The organism is Ruminococcus sp. NATIVEDY160 (genome assembly GCF_045819885.1).
In the GTDB taxonomy this organism is placed as follows: domain Bacteria; phylum Bacillota; class Clostridia; order Oscillospirales; family Acutalibacteraceae; genus Ruminococcoides.
In genome coordinates this window covers 280,628-303,276 of sequence record NZ_CP162391.1, presented here as the reverse complement: position 1 = coordinate 303,276, position 22,649 = coordinate 280,628, and the positions used below count along the sequence as shown (strand labels likewise).

Here is a 22,649-nt window from a genome sequence, read left to right as displayed (position 1 = left end):
GCCTATTTAATCATTGAATAAAATTACTCGTTGATAGCGATAACTGCGCCTGAGCCTACAGTTCTGCCGCCCTCACGGATAGCGAAGCGGAGACCTACCTCGATAGCGATAGGAGTGATAAGCTCAACGTCCATCTCAACGTTATCTCCGGGCATGCACATCTCTACGCCCTCGGGAAGGGAGATGGTGCCGGTTACGTCAGTGGTTCTGAAATAGAACTGGGGACGATAGTTGTTGAAGAAAGGAGTATGACGGCCGCCCTCGTCCTTGGTCAGTACGTAAACCTGGCCGCGGAACTTGGTGTGGGGGTGAATGGTGCCGGGCTTTGCAAGAACCTGACCTCTCTGGATCTCGGTTCTCTGAACGCCACGGAGAAGTACACCTACGTTGTCGCCGGCCTCAGCATAGTCCAGAGTCTTTCTGAACATCTCAAGACCTGTAACAACAACAGTTCTCTTCTCTTCGGTAAGACCTACGATCTCAACAGACTCGGAAGTCTTGATCTGGCCTCTCTCAACTCTACCGGTAGCAACAGTACCACGACCGGTGATGGTGAATACGTCCTCGACAGGCATAAGGAAGGGAAGGTCAGCCTTACGGTCGGGAGTAGGAATGAACTCGTCAACAGCAGCCATGAGCTCGTGGATGCAAGCATACTCGGGAGCCTTGGGGTCCTTGGAGTCGCTGGTAAGAGCAAGATAAGCAGAACCCTTGATGATGGGTGTGTCGTCGCCGGGGAACTCATACTCGTTGAGGAGGTCACGGATCTCCATCTCTACGAGCTCGAGGAGCTCTTCGTCGTCAACCTGGTCAGTCTTGTTCATGAATACAACGATGTAGGGTACGCCTACCTGACGGGAAAGCAGGATGTGCTCTCTGGTCTGGGGCATAGGACCGTCAGCAGCAGAAACAACGAGGATAGCGCCGTCCATCTGCGCAGCACCGGTGATCATGTTCTTAACGTAGTCGGCGTGGCCGGGGCAGTCAACGTGAGCATAGTGACGGTTAGCGGTCTCGTACTCAACGTGAGCGGTGTTGATTGTGATACCACGCTCTCTCTCCTCAGGAGCCTTATCGATGTTCGCGTAATCTACGAAATCAGCGTCGCCCTCGAGGTTGAGAACCTTTGTGATTGCAGCGGTGAGTGTGGTCTTGCCGTGGTCAACGTGGCCGATAGTACCAATGTTAACGTGCGGCTTATTTCTTTCGAACTTTTCTCTTGCCATTGGAAATTTCCTCCTTAGTATTTGTAAATGGAATCATTTACAATATATTTTAAATTATTGTACCAATTTTTTATATAAAAATCAATACCCAAAGTGATTTTTTTTGAAGGTCGCGGTCATCAGCACCTCAATGCTATGCCGTTTTTAGTCCTTCTTGCGGTCGCTCATGATCTTCTCGGCGATATTCTTGGGAACCTCGGCGTAGGTGTCGGGCTCCATTACGTACTGACCGCGGCCCTGTGTCTTGGAACGCATGTCGGTAGCGTAACCGAACATCTCGGAAAGCGGAACGTGTGCGGTAACTCTCTGCACGCCGTTGTCAGCCTCCATGGACTGGATCATGCCGCGGCGGGAGTTGAGGTCGCCGATAACGTCGCCGAGGTACTCCTCGGGAGTGATTACGGAGACCTTCATGATGGGCTCGAGCAGAACGGGATCGGCTTTCTTCATTGCGCTCTTGAACGCCATTGAACCTGCGATCTTGAACGCCATTTCGGAGGAGTCTACCTCGTGGTAGGATCCATCGTACAGCTCAACCTTTACGTCAACAACATTGTAGCCTGCTACAACGCCGCTGAGCATAGCGCCCTGGATACCCTGATCGACAGCGGGAATGTATTCCTTGGGAATAGCGCCGCCGACAACAGAGTTGACGAACTCGTAGCCGTGGTCCTTGTTCGGGAACACGTTGATCTTAACGTGACCGTACTGACCCTTACCGCCTGACTGACGGGCGTACTTCTCGTCAACGGAAGCTTCCTTGCGGATAGTCTCCTTGTAAGCAACCTGGGGTGCGCCGATGTTAGCCTCTACCTTGAACTCGCGGAGAAGTCTGTCTACGATGATCTCAAGGTGGAGCTCACCCATACCTGCGATGATGGTCTGACCTGTCTCTTCGTCGGTGTAAGCCTTGAAGGTCGGGTCTTCCTCAGCGAGCTTCGCAAGAGCGATACCCATCTTCTCCTGACCTGCTTTGGTCTTGGGCTCGATGGCAACGCGGATTACAGGCTCGGGGAATTCCATGGACTCGAGGATGATCGGGTGCTTCTCGTCGCAGAGTGTGTCGCCTGTGGTGGTGTTCTTCAGGCCGACAGCAGCCGCGATATCGCCGCTGTAGCAGCATTCGATATCCTTTCTGTCGTTGGCGTGCATCTGGAGGATTCTGCCCAGACGCTCTCTGTTGCCCTTGACAGAGTTGAATACGGTCGTACCTGCGTCAACCTTACCTGAATATACGCGGAAGAAGCAGAGCTTACCAACGAAGGGGTCGGTAGCGATCTTGAACGCGAGCGCCGCGAAGGGCTCGTCGTCGGAAGCGGGTCTCTCTTCCTCAGCGTCGGTTTCGGGGTTGGTACCCTTAATAGCGGGAATGTCGGTAGGAGCGGGCATGTAGTCGATAACGGCGTCGAGCATCATCTGAACGCCCTTGTTGCGGTAGGAAGAACCGCAGGTTACGGGAACCATTGTGTTATCGATGGTAGCCTTACGGATCACGGTCTTGATCTCGTCAATGGTGATCTCCTCGCCGCCGAAGTACTTCTCCATGAGTTCCTCGTCGAGCTCCGCAACGGATTCGATGAGCTTCTCGTGGTACTCGTCGGCAAGCTCCTTCATGTTCTCGGGGATTTCCTCCTCCGAGTAATCTGTGCCGTCCTCGTTGTGATAGATCTCAGCCTTCATTGTAACAAGGTCAATGATACCGGTGAAATCGCTCTCAGCGCCGATGGGCAGCTGAATGGGAACAGCGTTACATTTTAATCTGTCCTTCATCATCTGAACAACATGGTAGAAGTCTGCACCCATGATGTCCATTTTGTTAACGTAAACCATTCTCGGAACGCCGTAGTTATCGGCCTGACGCCATACAGTCTCGGACTGAGGCTCAACGCCGCCCTTTGCGCAGAGAACCGTAACAGAACCGTCAAGAACTCTCAGGGAACGCTCAACCTCAACGGTGAAGTCAACGTGTCCGGGGGTGTCGATGATGTTGATTCTGTGCTTCTTGTACTGGTGCTTACTGCCTTCCCAGAAAGCGGTGGTCGCAGCAGAGGTGATGGTGATACCGCGCTCTTTTTCCTGCGCCATCCAGTCCATTGTGGAAGCGCCGTCGTGGGTCTCGCCAATCTTATGGTTTACGCCGGTGTAGTACAGGATACGCTCAGTTGTGGTAGTTTTACCGGCGTCGATGTGAGCCATGATGCCGATGTTTCTTGTCTGTTCAAGTGATACCTGTCTTGGCATAAAATCCTCCTATAATCGTTACTCCAAACAATCCGAAATACCGGATTACCATCTGTAGTGAGCGAAAGCCTTGTTGGCTTCTGCCATCTTGTGAGTATCCTCGCGCTTCTTGAACGCGCCGCCGGCGCCGTTAACAGCGTCCATGATCTCACCGGCAAGTCTTTCCTTCATGGTCTTCTCACTTCTGGCTCTTGAGTAGGTAGAGATCCAACGCAGACCGAGTGTCTGACGTCTTTCGGGTCTTACCTCCATAGGAACCTGGTAGGTGGCACCACCGACACGGCGGGCCTTAACCTCGAGAACAGGCATTACATTCTCCATTGCCTGCTCAAAAACCTCAAGCGGGTTGTTGCCTGTCTTATCGGCGATGATATCGAATGCACCGTAAACAATCTTCTGGGCAACGCCCTTCTTGCCGTCGTACATGATGTTGTTGATAAGACGGGTTACTAATTTTGAATTATAAAGCGGATCGGGTAATACGTCACGCTTAGCAATAGAACCTCTTCTTGGCACTTTGCTTCCCTCCTTCACAATAATTGAGATATCATAGGTACTCGAAAGCGACAAACTCCCGTATGCCAACAAGACGCCCTTATATATAGAACGCCTGCCGCATAGCAGAACTTAAATTATTAAGTCAAAAGAGTTTTGTCAATTCCTGTTAAGAGCTCGTCAGACTCTTACTTTTTCTTGGGACGCTTAGCGCCGTACTTGGAACGGCTCTGCATACGTCCGTTGACACCCTGCGCGTCGAGGGTACCTCTGACGATGTGGTAACGCACACCGGGGAGATCCTTTACACGGCCGCCACGGATAAGAACAACGCTGTGCTCCTGAAGGTTGTGGCCAACGCCGGGGATATAGGAACTGACTTCAATACCGTTAGAAAGTCTTACTCTGGCGATCTTTCTGAGCGCGGAGTTAGGCTTTTTGGGGGTAGCTGTCTTGACAGCGGTGCAAACGCCTCTCTTCTGGGGGGAGTTCTGGTTGATAGCAACTCTCTTCTTGGAGTTCCAGCCCTTCAGAAGTGCAGGAGCCTTTGCCTTCTTTTCAGAAACCTCTCTGCCCTTACGTACCAACTGGTTAAATGTAGGCATGTTTTTCCTCCTTTCAAATTTAGTGGAATTGATAAACTTCGCTTCGCACTCCTCTTTGCCCTCACCTATAAAAGGGCGCAGTTATAGAATGCTCCACGATTTACTATTATAAACTACGAAGTGCCTTTTTGTCAAGGTTTTTTTCGGGTTTTGCTGAGTTTTGTGCCATTTTCGGCGCATTGCACCTATCAATGGCAATTATTCCCCGAAAGGCGGCTTTTTAAACCATAAAGTGCCGGTGGGCACCCTCGCCCGCCTTTGGAAACGTCCGTTTTCCCAAGTATTCATTAACGGCGGGATAGAGAAGTTTCCTGTAACCCAAAAAGCGGACGCATTACGCGTCCGCTTTATCCTCTTTCTTCTCACCCTCGGCGGCGAGCTTCTTCTGAAGCTCTTCCCTGCCGACAGCAAGCATAAGCTTTATTCTGTTCTCCTGGTTGACCTTCGGCGCGCCGGGGTCGTAGTCGATGGTCACGATGTTAGCGTTCGGGCGTATCTCCTTGATCTTGCGGATAGCGCCCTTGCCGTTGATGTGGTTTGGCAGGCAGCCGAACGGCTGTGTGCAGACGATGTTCTCGTAGCCCGTGTCGGCGAGCTCGATCATCTCCGCTGTGAGCAGCCAGCCCTCGCCCATCTTGCTGCCGTAGCCGATAACGCCCTTGACAAGCTCCTTAGTGTGGGCGTACTGGTGCGGCGGAACGAAGTTGAACCGTTTTGCCGCCTCTACCATCAGGGTCTCGAGCTTGGTGACGTAGTCGAGCAGCGCCTTGCAGAACTCATACTTGAGACGGTTGCCGCCGAACATCTTGTAGTCCTCGATGCGGTTGTCGACCTTGAACGACGCAAAGCCCATAAGACCGGGCACACAGACCTCGCAGTCCTGCTCGGCGAGGAATTCCTCAAGACCATTGTTCGCCATCTTGGAGTATTTTACGTAGATCTCGCCGACGATGCCCACCTTTACCTTGGGCACGCGGTTCACGGGAATCTTTGAGAAATCCTTGGTCAGCTTGTGAAGCGTCTCGTCGATCTCCTCAAGGGTGTAGCCCTTGCCCTCGATCAGCATATCCGCGAGGCGGTCGCTCCACGTGTTGACAAGAGCCATCGTTTCGCCCTTGTTGACCTCGTACGGCTTGATCTGGTTTGCGAGGAGCATGAGCTGGTCGCCGTAGACGAGTCCGCCGACGAAGCGCCTGATGAGCGGTATCGAGAGCGAGAAGCCCGGGTTCTTCTCCATGCCGAACGAGAGCGAGATGACGGGCACGAACTCAAAGCCCGCCTTCTTGAGCGCCTTTCGCAGCAGGAAGATGTAGTTGGACGCGCGGCAGCCGCCGCCTGTCTGGGTGATCATCAGCGCGGTCTTGTGCACGTCGTATTTGCCGCTCTGGAGCGCGTGAATGAACTGACCGATTACGAGCAGCGCAGGGTAACAGGTGTCGTTGTGGACATATTTCAGACCTGTCTGCGCGATTTCGGGGCCTGTGGTCTCGAGCAGCTCCGCCTTGTAGCCGTAGTGGACAAAGACGTTTTTGAGCATTTTAAAATGTATGGGCGCCATGTTCGGCATGAGGATTGTGTACTCACGCTTCATCTGCTTGGTAAAGAGCAGCCGCCCTGTTTTTTTGTCATACTTCAAATCTGCCATAAGATTTCCTTCTGTATCGGTTGGTCGTGATGTATTTAACAACTAATCGTTATCGATCGCGGCGAGCAGGCTCCTGATACGGATCTTGACCGCGCCGAGATTTGTGATTTCGTCAATTTTTATCTGTGTGTAGATCTTGTTCTTTTCCTCGAGGATCTCTCTTACCTCGTCGGTGGTGATCGCGTCTACGCCGCAGCCGAAGGACACGAGCTGAATAAGCTCCATATCCTTGCGCGTGGTGACGTACTTAGCCGCCGCGTACAGGCGCGAGTGGTACGTCCACTGGTTGAGAACGCCCGTGTGGAAGCGGTCGACGCGTGAGGAAACAACGTCCTCGCTGACGATTGCAACGTCAAAGCCCGCGATGAGCTTGTCGATACCGTGGTTGATCTCGGGGTCGATGTGGTAGGGTCTGCCCGCAAGCACAAAGATTTTCTTGCCCTCGTGCTCAGCCTTGCGGATGATCTCCTCACCCTTCGCCTGAACCTTCGCGCGGTAAAGCTCCTGTTCCTCATACGCCTTCTTTGCCGCGACTCTCACCTCGTTGAGAGTGATGTCCGGGAAATAGAAGCTCAGCCTCTCGTAAGCCTTCTTGGGGAAGTCCTTGGGACGGTGGATTCCGAAGTACTCCTTGATGAAGTTGACCTTCTTGACGTCCTTCATGTTGTTGCGGATAACCTCGGGATAGTAGGCAACGACGGGACAGTTGTAGTGGTTGTCGCCGAGGTGCTCGTCGAAGTTGTAGGACAGACAGGGATAGAAAATCGTCTCTATTCCCTCGTCGATCAGCGTCTGCACATGGCCGTGCATCAGCTTTGCCGGGAAGCAGACCGTGTCGCTCGGAATCGTCTGCTGACCGCGCTGGTATAGCTTGCGGTTAGAGAACGGCGAGTGCACGACCTCGAATTTCAGCTCCGTGAAGAAGCGGTACCAGAACGGGTACAGCTCAAACATATTCAGTCCCATCGGAATACCGAGCTTGCCGCGGAGTCCCTCGACGGGGCGGTAGGTCTCGAGCAGACGGAGCTTGTATTCGTACATATTCATGCCCGTAGCGGGCGCTTTCTTTGTGATCGGACGCTCACAGCGGTTGCCCGCGATGAACTTTCTTCCGCCGCCAAAGGAGTTGACCGTCAGGCGGCAGTTGTTGTTGCACAGGCCGCAGTTCGTCACCTTTATCTCGTGGACGAAGTCACGCAGCGCCTGAGCGTCGGCAAGGCTGCTCCTGCCCGTACCCTTTGACTTTTTCATGGAGTAGAGAGCCGCGCCGTAAGCGCCCATCAGACCCGCGATGTTCGGTCTGACAACCTCTACGCCCATCTCCATCTCGAACGCGCGGAGCACCGCGTCGTTGAGGAAGGTTCCGCCCTGAACAACGATTTTCTTTCCGAGCTCGTCGGGGCTTGAGGCGCGGATAACCTTATATAATGCGTTCTTGACAACGCTCAGCGACAGACCTGCCGAGATGTCCTCGATGGTCGCGCCGTCCTTCTGAGCCTGCTTGACGCTTGAATTCATGAATACCGTGCAGCGCGAGCCGAGGTCTACGGGACGCTTTGCGAACAGACCGAGCTTTGAGAACTCCTCGATGCCGTAGCCGAGGGCGTTCGCGAAGGTCTGCAGGAAGCTGCCGCAGCCTGAGGAGCATGCCTCGTTGAGGAAGATGTTGTCGATCGCGCCGTTGTGGATCTTGAAGCACTTGATGTCCTGTCCGCCGATGTCAATGATGAACTCGACGTCGGGCATGAAATATTTCGCCGCCGTGAAGTGGGCTATTGTTTCTACAATGCCGTAGTCGACGTCGAAGGCGTTGCGGATAATGTCCTCGCCGTAGCCCGTGACCGCGGACGATGCGACGTCGAGGTCGGGGTTGATCGCGTAGACCTCCTCGAGGAACGCCTTGATGATCTCGACGGGGTTGCCCTTTGAGGGCAGATATTTTGAGTAGAGCATCTCACCGTCGGAGTTGAGCACTACGCCCTTGACGGTGGTTGAGCCGGCGTCCATTCCGATATATGCCCTGCCCTTGTAGCCCTTGAGCTCCTTCTGCTTTACGTCCGCCTTTGAGTGGCGCAGGCAAAAGCTCTCGTACTCGCCCTTGCTGATAAAGAGCGGCTGATTGAAGGCGAAGTTGCCCGAGCCGTGGTAGTTTTTGACCGCCTCGATGACAGCGTCGAAGTCGATCGGCTGCTCCGCGCAGAGAGCCGCGCCGCAGGCGACGTAGTAGAGTGAATTTTCGGGGCAGATGCCCTTGGTGCCGAGGGTGCGGTCAAAGCAGTTGCGAAGCTCGCTCATGAAGGTCAGCGGGCCGCCGAGGTAGACGATCTGTCCCTCGATCTCTCTGCCCTGCGCGAGTCCCGCGACGGTCTGGCTGACAACTGCGTTGAAGATGCTCTCCGCGATGTCGCTCTTGCGCGCGCCCTGGTTGAGCAGCGGCTGAATATCCGTTTTCGCGAACACGCCGCAGCGCGAGGCGATGGTGTATGTCTTTTCGTACTGCTTCGCGAGGTCGTCCATCTCCTCGAGAGGGACGTTGAGCAGGGTCGCCATCTGGTCGATAAACGCGCCCGTACCGCCGGCGCAGGTGCCGTTCATCCGCACCTCGAGACCGTTTGTGAGAAAGAGAATCTTCGCGTCCTCGCCGCCGAGCTCAATCACAACGTCCGTGCCCGGAATAAAGGTATTCGCCGCGACTCTGGTGGCGTAAACCTCCTGAACAAAGTCGATGCCGCAGTCCTGGGCGACGCCCATTCCCGCGGAACCCGAAAGCGCGACAAGAGCCTTATCCGCTCCGTCGATCTCGCGGCGGACGCGGTCGAGCAGCTCGGCGATTTTGTCGGTGATCTGGGAATAATGGCGCTCATATGTGCTGTAAATCAGCTTGTTGTCCTCATCAAGCACGACGCACTTTATTGTGGTCGAGCCGATATCAAGTCCTAATCTCAAAAGTCCGCCTCCTAAACCTCATCGCGGTATTGCCTTGATAATTTTATGCGCGGGTTTCTTCGCCGAGAAAGCTCCCGACATAATTCGACAAGAAGCGATAAAAAACCCTAAAATAATCCATAATCAATTTATTATAATTCTTTTTCGCCGTTTTATAATTCTATTTTCGAATTATGCGCCTATATTAATGATTATATCATCATTGACAAAAAGGAACAACGGTCAAATTTTGGATTTTATACATTTTTATACTAAATTGTACATTTTCCGACAACACAAAAAACCGAGGTCTGAGTTTTCATCAGACCTCGGAATAATAAAATATTTACGCTTCCTTGACTCTCAGGATAACCGAGCAGTGCGCCGGGAGCTTCAGCTCGGTACCGCTCAGGCTCGCCTTTTCCTTGCCTGTTGACAAGTCTGCGACGAGCTCGGGAGACTTGAGCATTTCGTCTGTGATCGTGAGCTGCTTTGAGTTCTCCGCGTCAAAGTTGTGGAGCACCATGACCTGCTTTCCGTCGTACTCGGTGCTGAACGCGCCGACGGTATCGTCGCCCATATCGGGAGTCGATACCACCCTGCCGCGCTGGATTTCGGGATTCTGGAGCTTCGCCTTGATTATTTTGCGGTAGAAATTGAGCAGCGAATCCTTGTCCTTGAGCTGCTGCTTAACGCCGCCGTTTGTCGGAGGTTCAAAGGTGTCGCCGGCGCCCTGTACGTAGATTTTCGGCATATCGTCGCTGTCAAAAACCATCGGCGTGCGGTAATTCGCGTCGCCCGAGGGGTTCGGCGCGGTCATGCCGATCTCTTCGCCGTAGTAGGTGAAAGAGTTGCCCGGGAAGAGCATATAGACCGAGGCGGCGAATTTTTCGTAGTCAAGACCCTTCGACTCGAGGGCGTTTGCGATGCGCACCTGGTCGTGATTCGAGAGGAACATCGCGTTGATCTCGTCGGGATTAGCCTTGCGCATCTTCTCATCGTAGCCGCTGACCTTGGAAACGAGAGCCTTGCCCTTCTGGGTGTTCATGAACTCGACGATCGTGCCTGAGGTGGTGGCGTACTTGAACGCGAACTGGCTGTCGATGCCGCTCTTGTACAGCTCCTCGATGTCCGCATCGCCCGACCAAGTCTCGCCGACGATGTAAACGTCGGGATTGATTCCGCGGCAGGTCTTTACGAACCACTCGAGGAACTCCTCGCCGTTTGTTTCCTTGTTGGTGTAGAACTTGCAGGCGTCGAGACGGAAGCCGTCAACGCCGCGGTCAAGCCAGAACTTGGCTATCTTGGTGAACTCCTCGCGGGTCGCCTCGGAGTTGAGGTTCCACTCGGGCATGGACTGGGAGAAATTCGCCTCGCAGGCGTAGTCGCCGAGGGCAACGACCTGTGTGTCGGGGCTGAAATAGTCCTTCTTGTGGATCTCAAAATACTTCGCGTTGCCGTCGAGGTTGCCGTCGACGACCTCCATCGCCGCCTGTGTGAAGAGCGGGTTCTGCGAGGAGATGTGGTTGAGCACGAGGTCAATTATCAGCTTGATTCCGCGCTTGTGGCACTCCCCGACGAGGGTGTCGAAGGTTTCGAGCGTGCCGAAGGCGGGGTCGATGTCGTAGTAATTCTCAACGTCGTACTTGTGGTAGGAATGCGACGGCATGATCGGGGTGAGCCAGATGCCGTCGATCCCCAGATCCTCGCCCGTATTTGGATCACCGTCGTTGAGGTAGTCGAGCTGTGAGATGATTCCCTGCAGATCGCCTATAGCGTCGCCGTCGGAGTCGCAGTAGGACTGGGTGAAGATTTCATAGAAGTTGCGGTACTTGTCCTTGGACGCTTCCGCCTTGCGGCTGTCCATAACGTCGCCGCTGCAGCCCGAAAGAACGGCTGACGCGAGCAGCAGCGCGCACAATAGAAGGGAAATAATTTTTTTCATAGAAACACCCCGTATATCAGAGTTGAGTTTTATCGTTCCTTTGTCAAAGAAATGGGATTGGTATGAGTCTGATGAACACTTCCCGCGTAAACGGGCAGCTTGATTTCATCGAACCCATAGTCCGCGAAATAAAAAACGCGAAATAAAAAACGCGAAATAAAAAACGCGAAATAAAAAACGCGAAATAAAAAGAGGCGGCAGCCGAAGACTGCCACCCGTAAGAGCATATGAGTTCGATAAAGAGAATTAACCCTTTACGCCGCCCGCGGTTACGCCTTCTACATAATAGCGCTGCATGATGAGGAAGAGCGTTGTAATCGGAATAGCAACCATTACGGAGCCCGCGAGGAACTGCTTGTAATACTCGTTGATAAACTCGGCGCTTACCATGGACTGCAGACCGATAGCTACGGTGTACAGCTCACGCTTATCGCCCATGATGATCTTAGCCAAGATGAAGTCGCACCACGGACCGATGAAGGAGGTCAGTACGGTGTAAACTACGATAGGCTTTGACATCGGGAGAATGATCTTCCAGAAGATCTGGTTTCTTGTTGCGCCGTCGATTGTAGCGGCTTCGTCGAGAGCACGCGGAATGGTGTCGAAGAAGCCCTTTGAAATCTGGAAGCCGAGGCCTGCGCCGGAGCTGTAGCAGATTACGAGAGCGATAAGGTTCTGGTTAAGACCCATAGCCTTGAGGAGGTAGTAGATAGCGATCATGGTCATGAAGCCGGGGAACATACCGAGGATCATGGCTACATTCATCAGCTTTTTACGAGCGCCGAATCTCAGACGGCTGAAGGTGTAGGAAACAGCCAGAACGGAGATCGTGGAGATAATGCAGCTGAAGATAGCTACTACGAAGGTGTTAATGAACCATCTGGGGAAGTTGATCGATGAAGAACCCGCGCTTGTGAAGAGCTTGATGTAGTTGTCAAACGTCCACTCGTGAGGAATGAGGTACGGAACCGTAGTCATTGACTCAGCACGGAAGGAGTGCATAACCAGGTATACAAACGGTGATACCCAGATAATACCGAGGATCGCAAGGAGAAGATAGATGAAGAAGTTAGCAATGCGTCTTCTGAACTTATAGCTTTTTATCATGAGAACGCCTCCTCATCCTTCATAGACTTCGAGTTGTTGTATACGATCAGCGAGATAGTCGCGCAGACAATGAATACGAGAATACCGATTGCCGCCGCGAGACCGTAGTCCTGGGTATCCATGGACAGCTTGAACAGCCATGTAACAAGGATATCGGTACGACCCGCCTGATAGTAATCCTGCGTGGTGGGACCGCCGCCTGTCAGCAGGTAGATAACGTTGAAGTTATTGATATTGCCGACGAATGTGGTGATCAGCTGAGGTGTGGTAACGAAAATCATGTACGGGAGAGTGATGGCGGTGAAGGTCTTGACGGGAGTAGCGCCGTCGATACGCGCGGACTCGTAAAGATCCTCAGGAATGTTCATCAGAATACCGGACATTGAAAGAATGGTATAAGGAATACCAACCCAGATGTTGACGATTACAACCGTCGCACGTGCCATGAAGGTCGTGCTGTTGAGGAACTGGATCTCTATCGTCTCCGTTCCGCCGAACAGGTGGCTGATATCGGTCAGAAGAACGTTGATAGCACCGTTGACCTGGAGCATCTGGTTCATGAGAAGCAGGGATACGAACTGGGGAACCGCGATAGCGATAACGAAGAGAGTTCTCCAGAGACCCTTGAACTTGATACCCTTCTTGTTGATCATCAGAGCGACGATCATACCGAGGATATAGTTTGTGAAGGTAGCGAGAACCGCCCAGAGGAGCGTCCAACCTGTCAGCTCAATGAAGGTCTTGCCCTTCTTGGCGCCCTCAACGAGGTTGAAGAGCGAGCCGAAGTTGTCCATTCCGACCCATGTGAACAGGGTTCCGGGAGGCATGTGCTGCTTGTCGTAGTTTGTGAACGCGATAAGGATCATGAAGATGAGCGGGAGGATGTTGAAAACAGCGATCATCAGCACGGGGAAAGAAAGAAGTGTGATGTGATACTTGCCGTCCAGGAACTCCTTGACGTCATGTCTGAGAGAGGTGGGCTTTTCGCCGTTTTCTCTCATTACCTGATGCTTATATGCGTCCTTGATATTTGCGATGTAGATGGCGAATACAACTACCGTGATAACGATGGTAAGTACGGAGTAAAGCAGGATAAGCATTGAGTTGTCGCCGAATACCTGCTTCGGGATACCGTTGACCTTCTGCATGGAAGTCTGTACGGTACCGAGGGTACCGAACTTGGAGATGTACTGCCAGCCGAAGAGTGTGATGTAGAGAATATAGAGCACCTCGGTAATGAAGAAGAGGATACCCTTGTAGTATTTACCCTTGTGCAGGTCGCCCACGCCAAAGATCAAATACGATAATTTAGTCGCCCAGTCACCCTTTGCGAAGGTGGTGCCGTAGTTCTTGAAGCCCTTGCCGATACCGGTGAAAAATTTCACGATGGCCTTGCCGATGCCAACGAAGAAACGTCCCACCGATTTGGGAATTGACTTGAGAACCTTCTTGAAGTTGTAAGCAAACCTCTGGAAAGGATTGAGCATTTTATATTCAACAAATGTCATATAAGCTCTCCTTTGAATAATTTGAAAATCTCTCTTTTATTACGGGTATACACCAAACTAATAATATTCTATTACGTTTTCTCCCATAATAAAACATTATTCGTTTGGTGCAGTCGAAAACGTAAATCAGCCGGCACTTCGGGGCACCGCAGAGCAGCACCCCGAAGCTTAATTCCGGGTAATAAAATATTCAGATGTTTGTTGTGCGATTAGCCTTCGTCACGTACGTTGGCAACGGTGTCCTTGAGGAGCTTGGAGAAGTAAGCCGCGTCGTCGGGATCGGTGTCGTCAGCTACGAGCTTGTTGCCGAGGTTGCCCATCGGATCCCAGAATGTGGGAGCGATGTTAACCTGTACGCAAGCGTTCTCGGACTGCTGCTTGATAGCCTGCTGAACAGCGCTCTTTGTTACAACGTCCATACCCTGTACGTTCTTGTTGGAGGGACCCCAGCCGAGCTTTTCAGCTCTCTGCTGCTGGCAGGTCTCACCTGCGAGGTAGTATGCGAGAACCTGAGCTGCTGCGGGGAACTGGGAAGCAGCGTTAACGCCGATGTACTTATAACCGAAGAGCGAGATGAGCTGCTTGTCGGTGCCGTCAACATTGATGGTGGGGAGCTTGGCTGCGCCGAAGTTGTCCTTCAGGGCATCCTGGTCAGCGTTGGTGTTCCATGAACCGTCAACGCCTGCGCCGAGTGTACCGGTCGAGAAGCCGGAAGCTACCTGAGCGTTGTCAAGAGAGGTGAATGTGCCCTTGTACTCGTGCATGAGCTTGGAGAACGCCTGCAGAGTCTTGACAGCCTCAGCCTCGTCATAATCTGTGAACTTCTGGGTTACGCCGTCTTCCTCGAGGCCGTCGATCTTAACGCCGGCGGTGAAAGCGAATGTGCAGCCGTAGAAGCCGTTGCCGCAGTTGAAGATGAACTTCTTGCCGGCTTCCTTACAAGCAGCGAGAACGTCCTCGAGCTTGCCTGCCTGCTCGTCGGAAACAACGGTCTTGTCGTATACGAGATAGTAGCCGTTATCGTTGGTCTCGGGATAAGCGTAAAGGGTATCCTGGAGAGTACCGGCGGTAACGCAAGCCTCGGAGTTCATGTCTGTAACAGCCTTGGCGAACGCTACGGGAGCGATAACCTTAGCGTCAACGAGCTTGTTGAGCTGGTCAGATGCAAAGCTGAATACGTCAGCAGCGGTGGAAGCGTCGTTCATGAGCTGTGTGCCCGCGTCGCCTTCGCCCTGTGCTACAACTTCGATCTTTGTGAATGTCTTCTCGGGATAAGCAGCCTTGAAGGCCTCGATCTGCTCTTTTACAAGAGATACGGCCTTATCGGGAGCCCATACCTTCAGGGAGATGTTGTCCTCGTCGCCGAATACGGAAACATCTACAAGGTTAGCGTCCTTAACCTCAGCGCCGCCGTCATCGGAGCTGCTCTGAGTGTCTGATCCGCTTCCGCCGCTCTCGGTGTTGCCACCGCCGCCGCAGCCGGCAAAAACTGTTGCGGTCATCATGCCTGCCAATAAAATGGCGAGAATCTTTTTCATTGGAATTTCCCTCTTTCAAAAAAAATATTTTTTCGATGGAGCAAATTGCACAAAGGGCAGTCCGCTTCACTAATTAAATAATATCAAAAAGCGGAGCAAATTGCAACTGGTTTTGTAATTTTTAACTAACTTGTTAAAACTTTACTAAATTTTTGTTTAAATTAACCCGACATTTTTGATAATTTTCTCATTTAAACAAATTATATGATTCTATTTTGTGCATTATTACTGTTGACCTCTTGTGCATACTGCTCAATCGACGTTTCTCTATTTAAGGTAAAAGCACGATTTGAGCCCTTCGCAGGGGCGGTTTTTCAGCGGCTCTAAAAATTTTGCCGGATTTTTTAGTGAAAATTAACCAATCTTGCATGACTTATAATTTCTTGCGCTTTCGCCGCCTGAGGTTGTAATTGGCAGCTAATACTGGTATAATAATTACAGCTCAGGGCACTCGCTTGTGAGACACGCCCGATCTGAACCAAAACAACAAAGGAGATTTTTTCATGAAGCTGTACGACCTTCTCAAAGACGTTGAATACACCGTCGTCCGCGGCGGCAATCCCGATATCAAAGACCTCATCTACGACTCGCGGAAGGTGAGTGACGGCACCGCCTTTGTCGCGCTCAAGGGAGCAGCCGCAGACGGCCACAAATACGCCGCTTCCGCCATTGACAAGGGCGCAGCCGCGCTGATCGTCAGCGATGACATCGACGCCCGGATTCCCGACGGCGTGGCTGTTGTAAAAACCGCCGACACACGCCTCGCTCTCGCGCTGATGAGCCGCACCTTCTTCGGTTACCCCGAGCGCGAGCTCAAGACCGTCGCGATCACCGGCACAAAGGGCAAGACGACCACCACCGCGATGATCGCTCAGATTTTTGAGCTTGCGGGCATCAGGACAGGCACGATAGGCACCCTCGGAATCGTATTCGGCGGCGAAACGAGAAAAACCGACAACACCACTCCCGAATCCTACGAAATCCAGAAGGCTATGCGCGACATGGTCAACGCGGGCTGCAGGGCGTTCGTGATCGAGGCGTCGTCGATCGGTCTGAAGGCGAGCCGCCTTGCGGGCATGACCTTTGACGTCGGCGTGTTCACAAACTTCTCGAACGACCACATCGGCGGCGTCGAGCACAAGGACATGGCGGAGTACCTCTACTGCAAGAGCCTGCTTTTCCGTCAGTGCAAAAACGCCGCGGCGAATATCGACGACCCGAGCTGGGAGAAAATCACCGCAGACTTCAAGGGCGATATCCTCACCTACGGCTTCTCTGAAAACGCGAAGCTCCGCGCGAAGAACGACAGGCTGCTCTCTGAGGGCGGCTTCATCGGCGTTCACTTCGAAACAGAAGGGCTTAAAACCCTCTCGCCCGACGTAGGAGTCCCCGGAAAGTTCAACGCATACAACGCACTCGCGGCGATAAGCGCGGTATCGTTCTTTGACATCGACGACAAGGCTATCCTCGACGGTCTGAAAATCGCCCACGTCAAGGGCAGAGTCGAGCCCGTCAGGGTTCCCGGCAACTATTCTCTGCTGATAGACTACGCCCACAACGCGCTCTCGATGGAAAACGTCCTGACGACCCTGCGCCAGTACAACCCCAACCGCCTGATAACCATGTTCGGCGCGGGCGGCAACCGCCCCAAGGTGCGCCGCTTCGAAATGGGCGAGACCTCGGGCAGACTGAGTGACCTCAGCGTGATCACCGAGGACAACTCGCGCTTTGAGGACGTGATGGACATTATCGCGGACATCGAGGTCGGACTGCACAAGACCGACGGCAAGTACGTCGTCGTACCCAAGCGCAAGGAAGCTATCCGCTACTGCATGCTCAACGCTCAGGACGGAGATATCATCGTCCTCGCGGGCAAGGGTCACGAGGATTATCAGGAGATCAAGGGCGTGAAATACCACATGGACGAGCGCGAGCTTATCGCGGAGATTATCGAAGAAGAAGGACTTTGATAAATTGAAAATGAAAAATGGAAAATGAAAAATTAAGGGTCGCTCCGCTCCGATTTTCAATTTTCAACTTTCAACTAAATAACGGCTTCCGTGCGGAAGCCGTTTTCTTTATGCCTTTATCACTTTCATATTATATTCATAATCCTTATTCATTCTGAACGCCGCCTCTGCCCCTTCGGTGAGCCAGAGGGTATTTTCTTCGTCGAGCAGAATGAACTCGAAATCGGTGTGACTGCGCCAGTACTCCTTCGCGCCGTCAATTCCCATCACAAACAGCGCCGTCGACAAAGCGTCGCTCTTTGTTCCGCTGTCCGAAATCACCGTCACCGACACCGTGCCGTTATCTGTCGGGCAGCCTGTCTTTGGGTCGATGATGTGGCAGTAACGCTTGCCGTCCTGCTCAAAATACCTCTCGTAGCTGCCCGAGGTCGCGACTACCTTACCGCTGACCGAGACCGAGCCGAAGTACGCCGCCGTGTTTTCGGGGTCGCAGATGCCTACGCGCCATTTCTCGCCGTTCGGCTTCTCTCCCACCGCCGCGACTGTGCCGCCGAGGTTGAGGATCCCTGCTCTGACGTTGTTTTGCTTCATAAGCTCGACCGCCTTGTCCGCGGCGTAGCCCTTCGCAACGGCTCCGAGGTCGAGCTTCATTCCGCTCCCGAGATAAGCCCTGCCGCCTGAGAGGGTGATTTTTCGGTAGTCCGTGTTTTTTAGCAGGTCATCTATCTCGCTTTCGCCGGGTATGCGGTAGTTTTTGTCGATGAAGCCCCACGCCTCGACGAGCGGATAGACCGAGATATCCAGCGCGCCGTCTGTGTCCTTGCACAGCTCGAGCGCCTGAGAGAGCAGATCGGCGGTATCCTCGGAAAACTCCGCGCTGCCGATTTTATTCAGCCTGCCGATCTCGCTTGAGTCGTCCTGCGCGGAGAGAAGGCTGTCAAGATTCTCGATTTCGGCGCGGATCTCGGCGGCGGTATCGGCGCTGCCGTAGATATCGATTTTCATAAAGGTGTCCATGCTCTCAAAGCTCTCGCTCGCGACATTCGAATAGCCGCACCCCGAGAAAAGCATGAGGCAAAAGAGAATACAGATTACTTTCTTCATATCAGTTTCAAAAAAGGGCGGACATATGCCCGCCCATAATTATCTCAGATTTATGACTTTTTCCACGCCGCGGGCGCGAAGAGAAGGAGCAGAGGATAAAGCTCAAGTCTGCCCGCGAGCATATCAAACGACAGCACGCACTTCGCGAAAGGCGAATAGAACGTGTAGTTGCCGACGGGGCCTACGTCGCCGAGACCCGGACCCGTGTTATTGAGGGTAGCCGCGACTGAGGTGAAGCTCGTCACAAAGCCCTTTCCGTCGATCGAAACCAGAATGAAGCTGATGACAAAAATCGCCATGTACACGACGAGGAACACAGAGGTACTGCGCATCGTGTTGTGGTCGACGGTCTTGCCGTCCATCTTCACCTGACGGATATTCCGCGGGTGAACGAGAAGCAGGAATTCCTTCTTAGCTTCCTTCGCGAGCAGGAGCAATCGCGCGACCTTGAAGCCGCCGCCCGTACTGCCTGCCATCGCTCCGAGGAAGGTCAGAAACATTATTATCGACTTCGAGAGCATCGGCCAGTGGTTGACGTCTCCTATGCCGAAGCCCGTCGTCGTTATGATCGACGAGGTGTAGAAGAACGACTGGTGGAACGCATCGTAGGCGGTCGGATAGAGAGGCATGATATTGATGCCGATTATGACCGTCGACAGAACGATGAAGCCGAGGTAGAACCACAGCTCCTCCATCTTTGCCGCCTGCAGGAACTTACGCGTTATTATCAGGATATACACGGAGAAATTCACGCCGAACAGCATCATGAATACCGCGATAACCGTCTGGAAATAGTAGGTGTCGTAGGCGGCGATGTTCGCGTTTCTCACGCCGAAGCCGCCTGTGCCGGCGGTCGCGAAGCTGGTGTTTATCGCGTCAAAGAACTCCATGCCGCCGCAGAGCAGGAGGATCATCTCCAGCATCGTCAGTCCGAAGTAGATGCCGTAGAGCATAGCGGCGTAGTGGCGCATCTTGGGCACCGCCTTGCCGACAATAGGTCCAGGGCTTTCGGCGCGCATGAGATAGATATTCTGCTGACCGCCGAGCTTCGGGATAAGCGCGAGCAGGAACACGATTACACCCATGCCGCCCAGCCAGTTCATCAGGCTGCGCCACATCAGCATTCCGTGGCTGAGCCGCTCGACCTCGACGAGGATCGTCGCTCCCGTAGTGGTGAAGCCCGAGATGGTCTCAAACAGAGCGTCGATGTAGTTCGGTATCTCTCTGCTGAGGAAGAACGGCATTGCGCCGACAAGCGAGAGCACGATCCAGCTCAGAGCCGTCGCGCAGAAGCCTGCCTTCTGGTAGAGCACCATGTTCTTCGGCTTTTTCACCTTGACGGCGAGCACGCCCAGAACCGCGCTGACAATACCCGTGCCGAGGAAGTACAGCGCCTCGTGTTCTCCGTAAATAATTGAGGTTACGGTGCACAGCTGCATTGCCGCGCCCTCGACTATCAGAACCCAGCCGAGGATATAGACAATCAATCTTTTATTCATAACCAATCCCTCAGCGTCTGCTCAGAATGTCGTCAAGGTCCTTGAGGCCCTTGTGCTTTGTGATAACGACGACGGAATCGTCGGGCATGACGGAATCCGAGCCTGTCGGGAGAATGATCCTGCCCCTGCGGGCGATGGAAATGATCTGCAGATCGTCCTTGAGGTTCAGCTTTGAGAGAGGGATATTAGCGACGCGGGAGCTGCTCTTTACGCGGAACTCAAGCGCCTCTACCCTGCCCTCGTTGAGGCGGTAGAGCGTCTCGACGTTGCTGCCGAGAGAGTTCTGTACCGCGCGGATATAACGGGCAATATACTCGCCCGCAATTTTCTTCGGGTTGATGACGCACTCGATGTTGAGCTGCTCAACGATCGAATCGAAGTGCGCGTTGTTGACCTTGGTGATGATTTTCGCGCGCGAAACATTGCGCACGTACATTGAAATGAGGATATTCTCCTCGTCGTAGTCCATCAGGGCGATCACGCCGTCGGCGTGCTCGATGCCCTCGCTGAGAAGCAGATCCTGATCCATGCAGTCGCCGTGGATAATGACCGCCTCGTGAAGCAGGTCGGAAAGCTCGTCACAGCGCTGCGGGTTCTTCTCGATGATCTTAACGCCGATGCCCGCCTTGAGGAGTCTCTGCGCCAGGTAGAACGAGATCTTGCCGCCGCCGAGAATGATGACGTCGCGGCTTCTGCCGATGTTGATGTTAGCCTTCTTGAAGAACTTCGCGGCGATCTCGGGCTTTGAGATGACCGTTATGCGGTCGCCGCCGTGAATGACGAAGTCGCCGTTCGGGATAAATACCTCGCTGCCGCGCTCGACGGCGCAGATACGCACCTTGCCCTTGAGGATATCGATCTTGCTTATCTCGCGGTTTGCAACGGGGCTGTTCTCGGGGACGTTGACCTTGATCAGCTCGACCTGACCCTTTGAGAAGCTGTCGATCTCGAGAGCGCCCGAAAAACGCAGAAGGCGGCTGATCTCACCCGCAGCTGTCATCTCGGGGTTGATGAACATCGAGAGTCCGAGGATATCCTTGACGCGGTAGAGGTCGTTTGTATATTCGGGATTGCGCACGCGCGCGATAGTATTCTTACAGCCGCAGGCGCGCGACATGAGGCAGGTGTAGAGGTTGACCTCGTCCCTCGCCGACGCGGCGATAACCAGATCTGCGGTACCCGCGCCCGCTTCCGAGAGGGTTTCGTAGGTCGCGCCGTTGCCCTCGATGCCCATCGCGTCAATGGAATCTGAGAGGCGGTTCACAGCCGCGCGGTTGATATCTACGACGACGATCTCGTGTCCCTCGGAATTCAGCTCGGCGGCAATCGAGGTGCCGACCTTGCCACAGCCCACAATTACTATTTTCATAAATTGCTCCACCTAAAATACATACGGGAGATAGTGATATCCCCCGAAGAATTTGTATATATAGTATAAAAAGATAATACACCTTTTTAGTGCAAAAATCAAGCCGATTTGTCAATTTCTTTTTGCGATTTGCCAAACATATGATTTTCCGCAATATACGCAAAACATCTTGCATTTCACGCCGTACGTATGATACAATAATTGTATAATAATAACGGGAGGACGCGTTATCGTGAAAAGGAACGGATATATCTCTTGGGACGAATACTTCATGGGAGTCGCGCTGCTCGCGGCAAAACGCAGCAAGGATCCCAACACTCAGGTCGGCGCGTGCATCGTCGACAGCAATAATATCATTCTCTCGACGGGCTACAACGGATTTCCGTACGGCTGCTCCGACGACCTCTATCCGTGGGAGCGCGAGGGCGAGGATACAAAGTACAACTACGTCGTTCACGCCGAGCTCAACGCGATCCTGAACGCGCGCGGCAAGAACCTCAAGGGCGCGCGGCTCTATGTCGACCTCTTCCCCTGCAACGAGTGCGCCAAGGCGATTATCCAGTCGGGCATAGCGGAGGTCGTCTACCTCTATAACAAGTACGCCGACTCAGAAGCTACGCGCGCTTCGGCGAGAATGCTGCAGTCCGCGGGCGTGAAGCTCAGGCAGTTCAAAACCGACACCGAAACGATAGTCCTCGACTTCAAGGCAAACGCATGACGGACAGAATGGAGCGCCAGTTCCGCTTCGCGCTTGAGGCGGACAAGGAAAAGCGCATAGGACGGCAGACATACCTTTCGAACGGCGCTGAAAAGGAAAACGACGCCGAGCACGCCTGGCACGCCGCGCTGATGGCGATTCTGCTCGGCGAGTACTCAAACGAAAAAATCGACCTTCTTAAAACCGTGACGATGCTGTTAATCCATGATATGGTCGAGATCGACGCCGGTGACACCTACGCCTACGACGACAACGCAAAGCAGACCCAGCGCGAGCGCGAGGAAAAGGCGGCGGACAGGATATTCGGAATGCTGCCCGACGACCAGCGCGACAGGCTGCGCGGCCTTTGGGAGGAATTCGAGGCGGCTCAGACGCCCGAGGCGAAGTTTGCGAGAACGATGGACAACATTCAGCCCGCTATGCTCAACTGCGCCACCGACGGACGGGCGTGGAAGGAAAAGGGCGTGAAGCTCAGCCAGATCCTGGAGAGAAACAAAATAACTCCCGAGGGCTCAAAGGCGCTCTGGGAGTACTCGCTGAACAATTTCATCATGCCGAACGTGGAAAAGGGAAGAATTATAAATAATTGAAAATGTAAAATGAAAAATGGAAAATTGAGGGTCGCTTCGCTCCGAGTTATATTCGGGTGCGGGCAGCGCCCGCCATTAATTTTCAATTTTCAACTTTCAATTTTACATTAACAAACGCAAAAGGGCGGACATGATGTCCGCCCTTTCGGGTTATCAATTATTCG

At 53.3% G+C, this 22,649-nt stretch carries 16 protein-coding genes; 3 read left to right on the top strand and 13 right to left on the bottom strand.

What is annotated here, in order from left to right; all coding sequences use genetic code 11:
- Positions 1-23 precede the first annotated feature (23 nt).
- The 10 genes from tuf to AB1I49_RS01440 form a co-directional block, all read right to left on the bottom strand.
- Complete coding sequence (gene tuf, locus AB1I49_RS01485) at positions 24-1,226, bottom strand: elongation factor Tu (RefSeq protein ID WP_407721215.1); 1,203 nt, start codon at positions 1,224-1,226, stop codon at positions 24-26.
- A gap of 144 nt (positions 1,227-1,370) precedes the next feature.
- Positions 1,371-3,467 carry an elongation factor G gene (gene fusA, locus AB1I49_RS01480; RefSeq protein ID WP_316609820.1) on the bottom strand — a complete coding sequence of 699 codons (2,097 nt, stop codon included), beginning with the start codon at positions 3,465-3,467 and terminating at the stop codon, positions 1,371-1,373.
- Positions 3,468-3,512: 45 nt separating this feature from the next.
- The gene (gene rpsG / locus AB1I49_RS01475) at positions 3,513-3,983 is read right to left on the bottom strand and encodes a 30S ribosomal protein S7 (protein WP_316609822.1); all 471 of its coding nucleotides are present in this window, start codon (positions 3,981-3,983) and stop codon (positions 3,513-3,515) included.
- Positions 3,984-4,150: 167 nt separating this feature from the next.
- Complete coding sequence (gene rpsL, locus AB1I49_RS01470) at positions 4,151-4,567, bottom strand: 30S ribosomal protein S12 (protein WP_216523903.1); 417 nt, start codon at positions 4,565-4,567, stop codon at positions 4,151-4,153.
- A gap of 334 nt (positions 4,568-4,901) precedes the next feature.
- Positions 4,902-6,212 carry a 2-hydroxyglutaryl-CoA dehydratase gene (locus AB1I49_RS01465; protein ID WP_407721214.1) on the bottom strand — a complete coding sequence of 437 codons (1,311 nt, stop codon included), beginning with the start codon at positions 6,210-6,212 and terminating at the stop codon, positions 4,902-4,904.
- 42 nt (positions 6,213-6,254) lie between these two features.
- Positions 6,255-9,158, bottom strand: coding sequence for an acyl-CoA dehydratase activase (locus tag AB1I49_RS01460; RefSeq protein WP_407721213.1), 2,904 nt, complete (start codon positions 9,156-9,158; stop codon positions 6,255-6,257).
- A 325-nt stretch (positions 9,159-9,483) separates the two neighbouring features.
- Positions 9,484-11,082, bottom strand: coding sequence for an alpha-amylase family glycosyl hydrolase (locus AB1I49_RS01455; protein WP_407721212.1), 1,599 nt, complete (start codon positions 11,080-11,082; stop codon positions 9,484-9,486).
- 246 nt (positions 11,083-11,328) lie between these two features.
- On the bottom strand, positions 11,329-12,189 hold the full coding sequence (locus AB1I49_RS01450; RefSeq protein WP_201427058.1) for a sugar ABC transporter permease: 861 nt from the start codon (positions 12,187-12,189) through the stop codon (positions 11,329-11,331).
- A complete protein-coding gene (locus AB1I49_RS01445; protein WP_201427057.1) occupies positions 12,186-13,697 on the bottom strand; it encodes a carbohydrate ABC transporter permease in 1,512 nt (503 codons plus the stop codon). Before AB1I49_RS01445 ends, AB1I49_RS01450 begins: the two co-directional genes overlap by 4 nt.
- 209 nt (positions 13,698-13,906) lie before the next feature.
- Positions 13,907-15,235 carry an extracellular solute-binding protein gene (locus AB1I49_RS01440; protein ID WP_201427056.1) on the bottom strand — a complete coding sequence of 443 codons (1,329 nt, stop codon included), beginning with the start codon at positions 15,233-15,235 and terminating at the stop codon, positions 13,907-13,909.
- Positions 15,236-15,738: 503 nt separating this feature from the next.
- On the opposite strand from AB1I49_RS01440, the gene AB1I49_RS01435 reads away from it, so the two are divergent.
- The gene (locus AB1I49_RS01435; protein ID WP_407721211.1) at positions 15,739-17,205 is read left to right on the top strand and encodes a UDP-N-acetylmuramoyl-L-alanyl-D-glutamate--2,6-diaminopimelate ligase; all 1,467 of its coding nucleotides are present in this window, start codon (positions 15,739-15,741) and stop codon (positions 17,203-17,205) included.
- Positions 17,206-17,313: 108 nt separating this feature from the next.
- Here AB1I49_RS01435 and AB1I49_RS01430 read toward each other — a convergent pair whose 3' ends face one another.
- From AB1I49_RS01430 to trkA, 3 genes are read right to left on the bottom strand one after another with little or no spacing between them, the layout of a single operon-like run.
- Entirely contained in the window at positions 17,314-18,309 is a 996-nt protein-coding gene (locus AB1I49_RS01430) for an FAD:protein FMN transferase (RefSeq protein ID WP_407721210.1), read from the bottom strand.
- 50 nt (positions 18,310-18,359) lie between these two features.
- Positions 18,360-19,808, bottom strand: a complete 1,449-nt coding sequence (locus AB1I49_RS01425) for a TrkH family potassium uptake protein (RefSeq protein ID WP_316619725.1) — start codon at positions 19,806-19,808, stop codon at positions 18,360-18,362.
- A gap of 10 nt (positions 19,809-19,818) precedes the next feature.
- Positions 19,819-21,177 (bottom strand): Trk system potassium transporter TrkA, encoded by a 1,359-nt coding sequence (trkA, locus tag AB1I49_RS01420; RefSeq protein WP_316609902.1) that lies wholly within the window; start codon positions 21,175-21,177, stop codon positions 19,819-19,821.
- 232 nt (positions 21,178-21,409) lie between these two features.
- Here trkA and AB1I49_RS01415 point away from each other — a divergent pair, with 232 nt between their 5' ends.
- Together AB1I49_RS01415 and AB1I49_RS01410 are read left to right on the top strand one after the other, a co-directional pair.
- On the top strand, positions 21,410-21,895 hold the full coding sequence (locus AB1I49_RS01415; protein ID WP_201428123.1) for a deoxycytidylate deaminase: 486 nt from the start codon (positions 21,410-21,412) through the stop codon (positions 21,893-21,895).
- Entirely contained in the window at positions 21,892-22,485 is a 594-nt protein-coding gene (locus AB1I49_RS01410; protein ID WP_186833045.1) for an HD domain-containing protein, read from the top strand. The genes AB1I49_RS01415 and AB1I49_RS01410 overlap by 4 nt, the downstream gene beginning before the upstream one ends.
- Positions 22,486-22,649 lie beyond the last annotated feature (164 nt).

What these genes read in the sequence shown, in the direction of transcription:
- AB1I49_RS01455 (WP_407721212.1), bottom strand. Translation starts at nt 11,082, where the DNA reads ATGAAAAAAATTATTTCCCTTCTATTGTGCGCGCTGCTGCTCGCGTCA.
- AB1I49_RS01465 (WP_407721214.1), bottom strand. Translation starts at nt 6,212, where the DNA reads ATGGCAGATTTGAAGTATGACAAAAAAACAGGGCGGCTGCTCTTTACC.
- tuf (WP_407721215.1), bottom strand. Translation starts at nt 1,226, where the DNA reads ATGGCAAGAGAAAAGTTCGAAAGAAATAAGCCGCACGTTAACATTGGT.
- AB1I49_RS01445 (WP_201427057.1), bottom strand. Translation starts at nt 13,697, where the DNA reads ATGACATTTGTTGAATATAAAATGCTCAATCCTTTCCAGAGGTTTGCT.
- AB1I49_RS01435 (WP_407721211.1), top strand. Translation starts at nt 15,739, where the DNA reads ATGAAGCTGTACGACCTTCTCAAAGACGTTGAATACACCGTCGTCCGC.
- AB1I49_RS01410 (WP_186833045.1), top strand. Translation starts at nt 21,892, where the DNA reads ATGACGGACAGAATGGAGCGCCAGTTCCGCTTCGCGCTTGAGGCGGAC.
- fusA (WP_316609820.1), bottom strand. Translation starts at nt 3,467, where the DNA reads ATGCCAAGACAGGTATCACTTGAACAGACAAGAAACATCGGCATCATG.
- AB1I49_RS01425 (WP_316619725.1), bottom strand. Translation starts at nt 19,808, where the DNA reads ATGAATAAAAGATTGATTGTCTATATCCTCGGCTGGGTTCTGATAGTC.
- rpsL (WP_216523903.1), bottom strand. Translation starts at nt 4,567, where the DNA reads ATGCCTACATTTAACCAGTTGGTACGTAAGGGCAGAGAGGTTTCTGAA.
- AB1I49_RS01440 (WP_201427056.1), bottom strand. Translation starts at nt 15,235, where the DNA reads ATGAAAAAGATTCTCGCCATTTTATTGGCAGGCATGATGACCGCAACA.
- AB1I49_RS01430 (WP_407721210.1), bottom strand. Translation starts at nt 18,309, where the DNA reads ATGAAGAAAGTAATCTGTATTCTCTTTTGCCTCATGCTTTTCTCGGGG.
- trkA (WP_316609902.1), bottom strand. Translation starts at nt 21,177, where the DNA reads ATGAAAATAGTAATTGTGGGCTGTGGCAAGGTCGGCACCTCGATTGCC.
- AB1I49_RS01450 (WP_201427058.1), bottom strand. Translation starts at nt 12,189, where the DNA reads ATGATAAAAAGCTATAAGTTCAGAAGACGCATTGCTAACTTCTTCATC.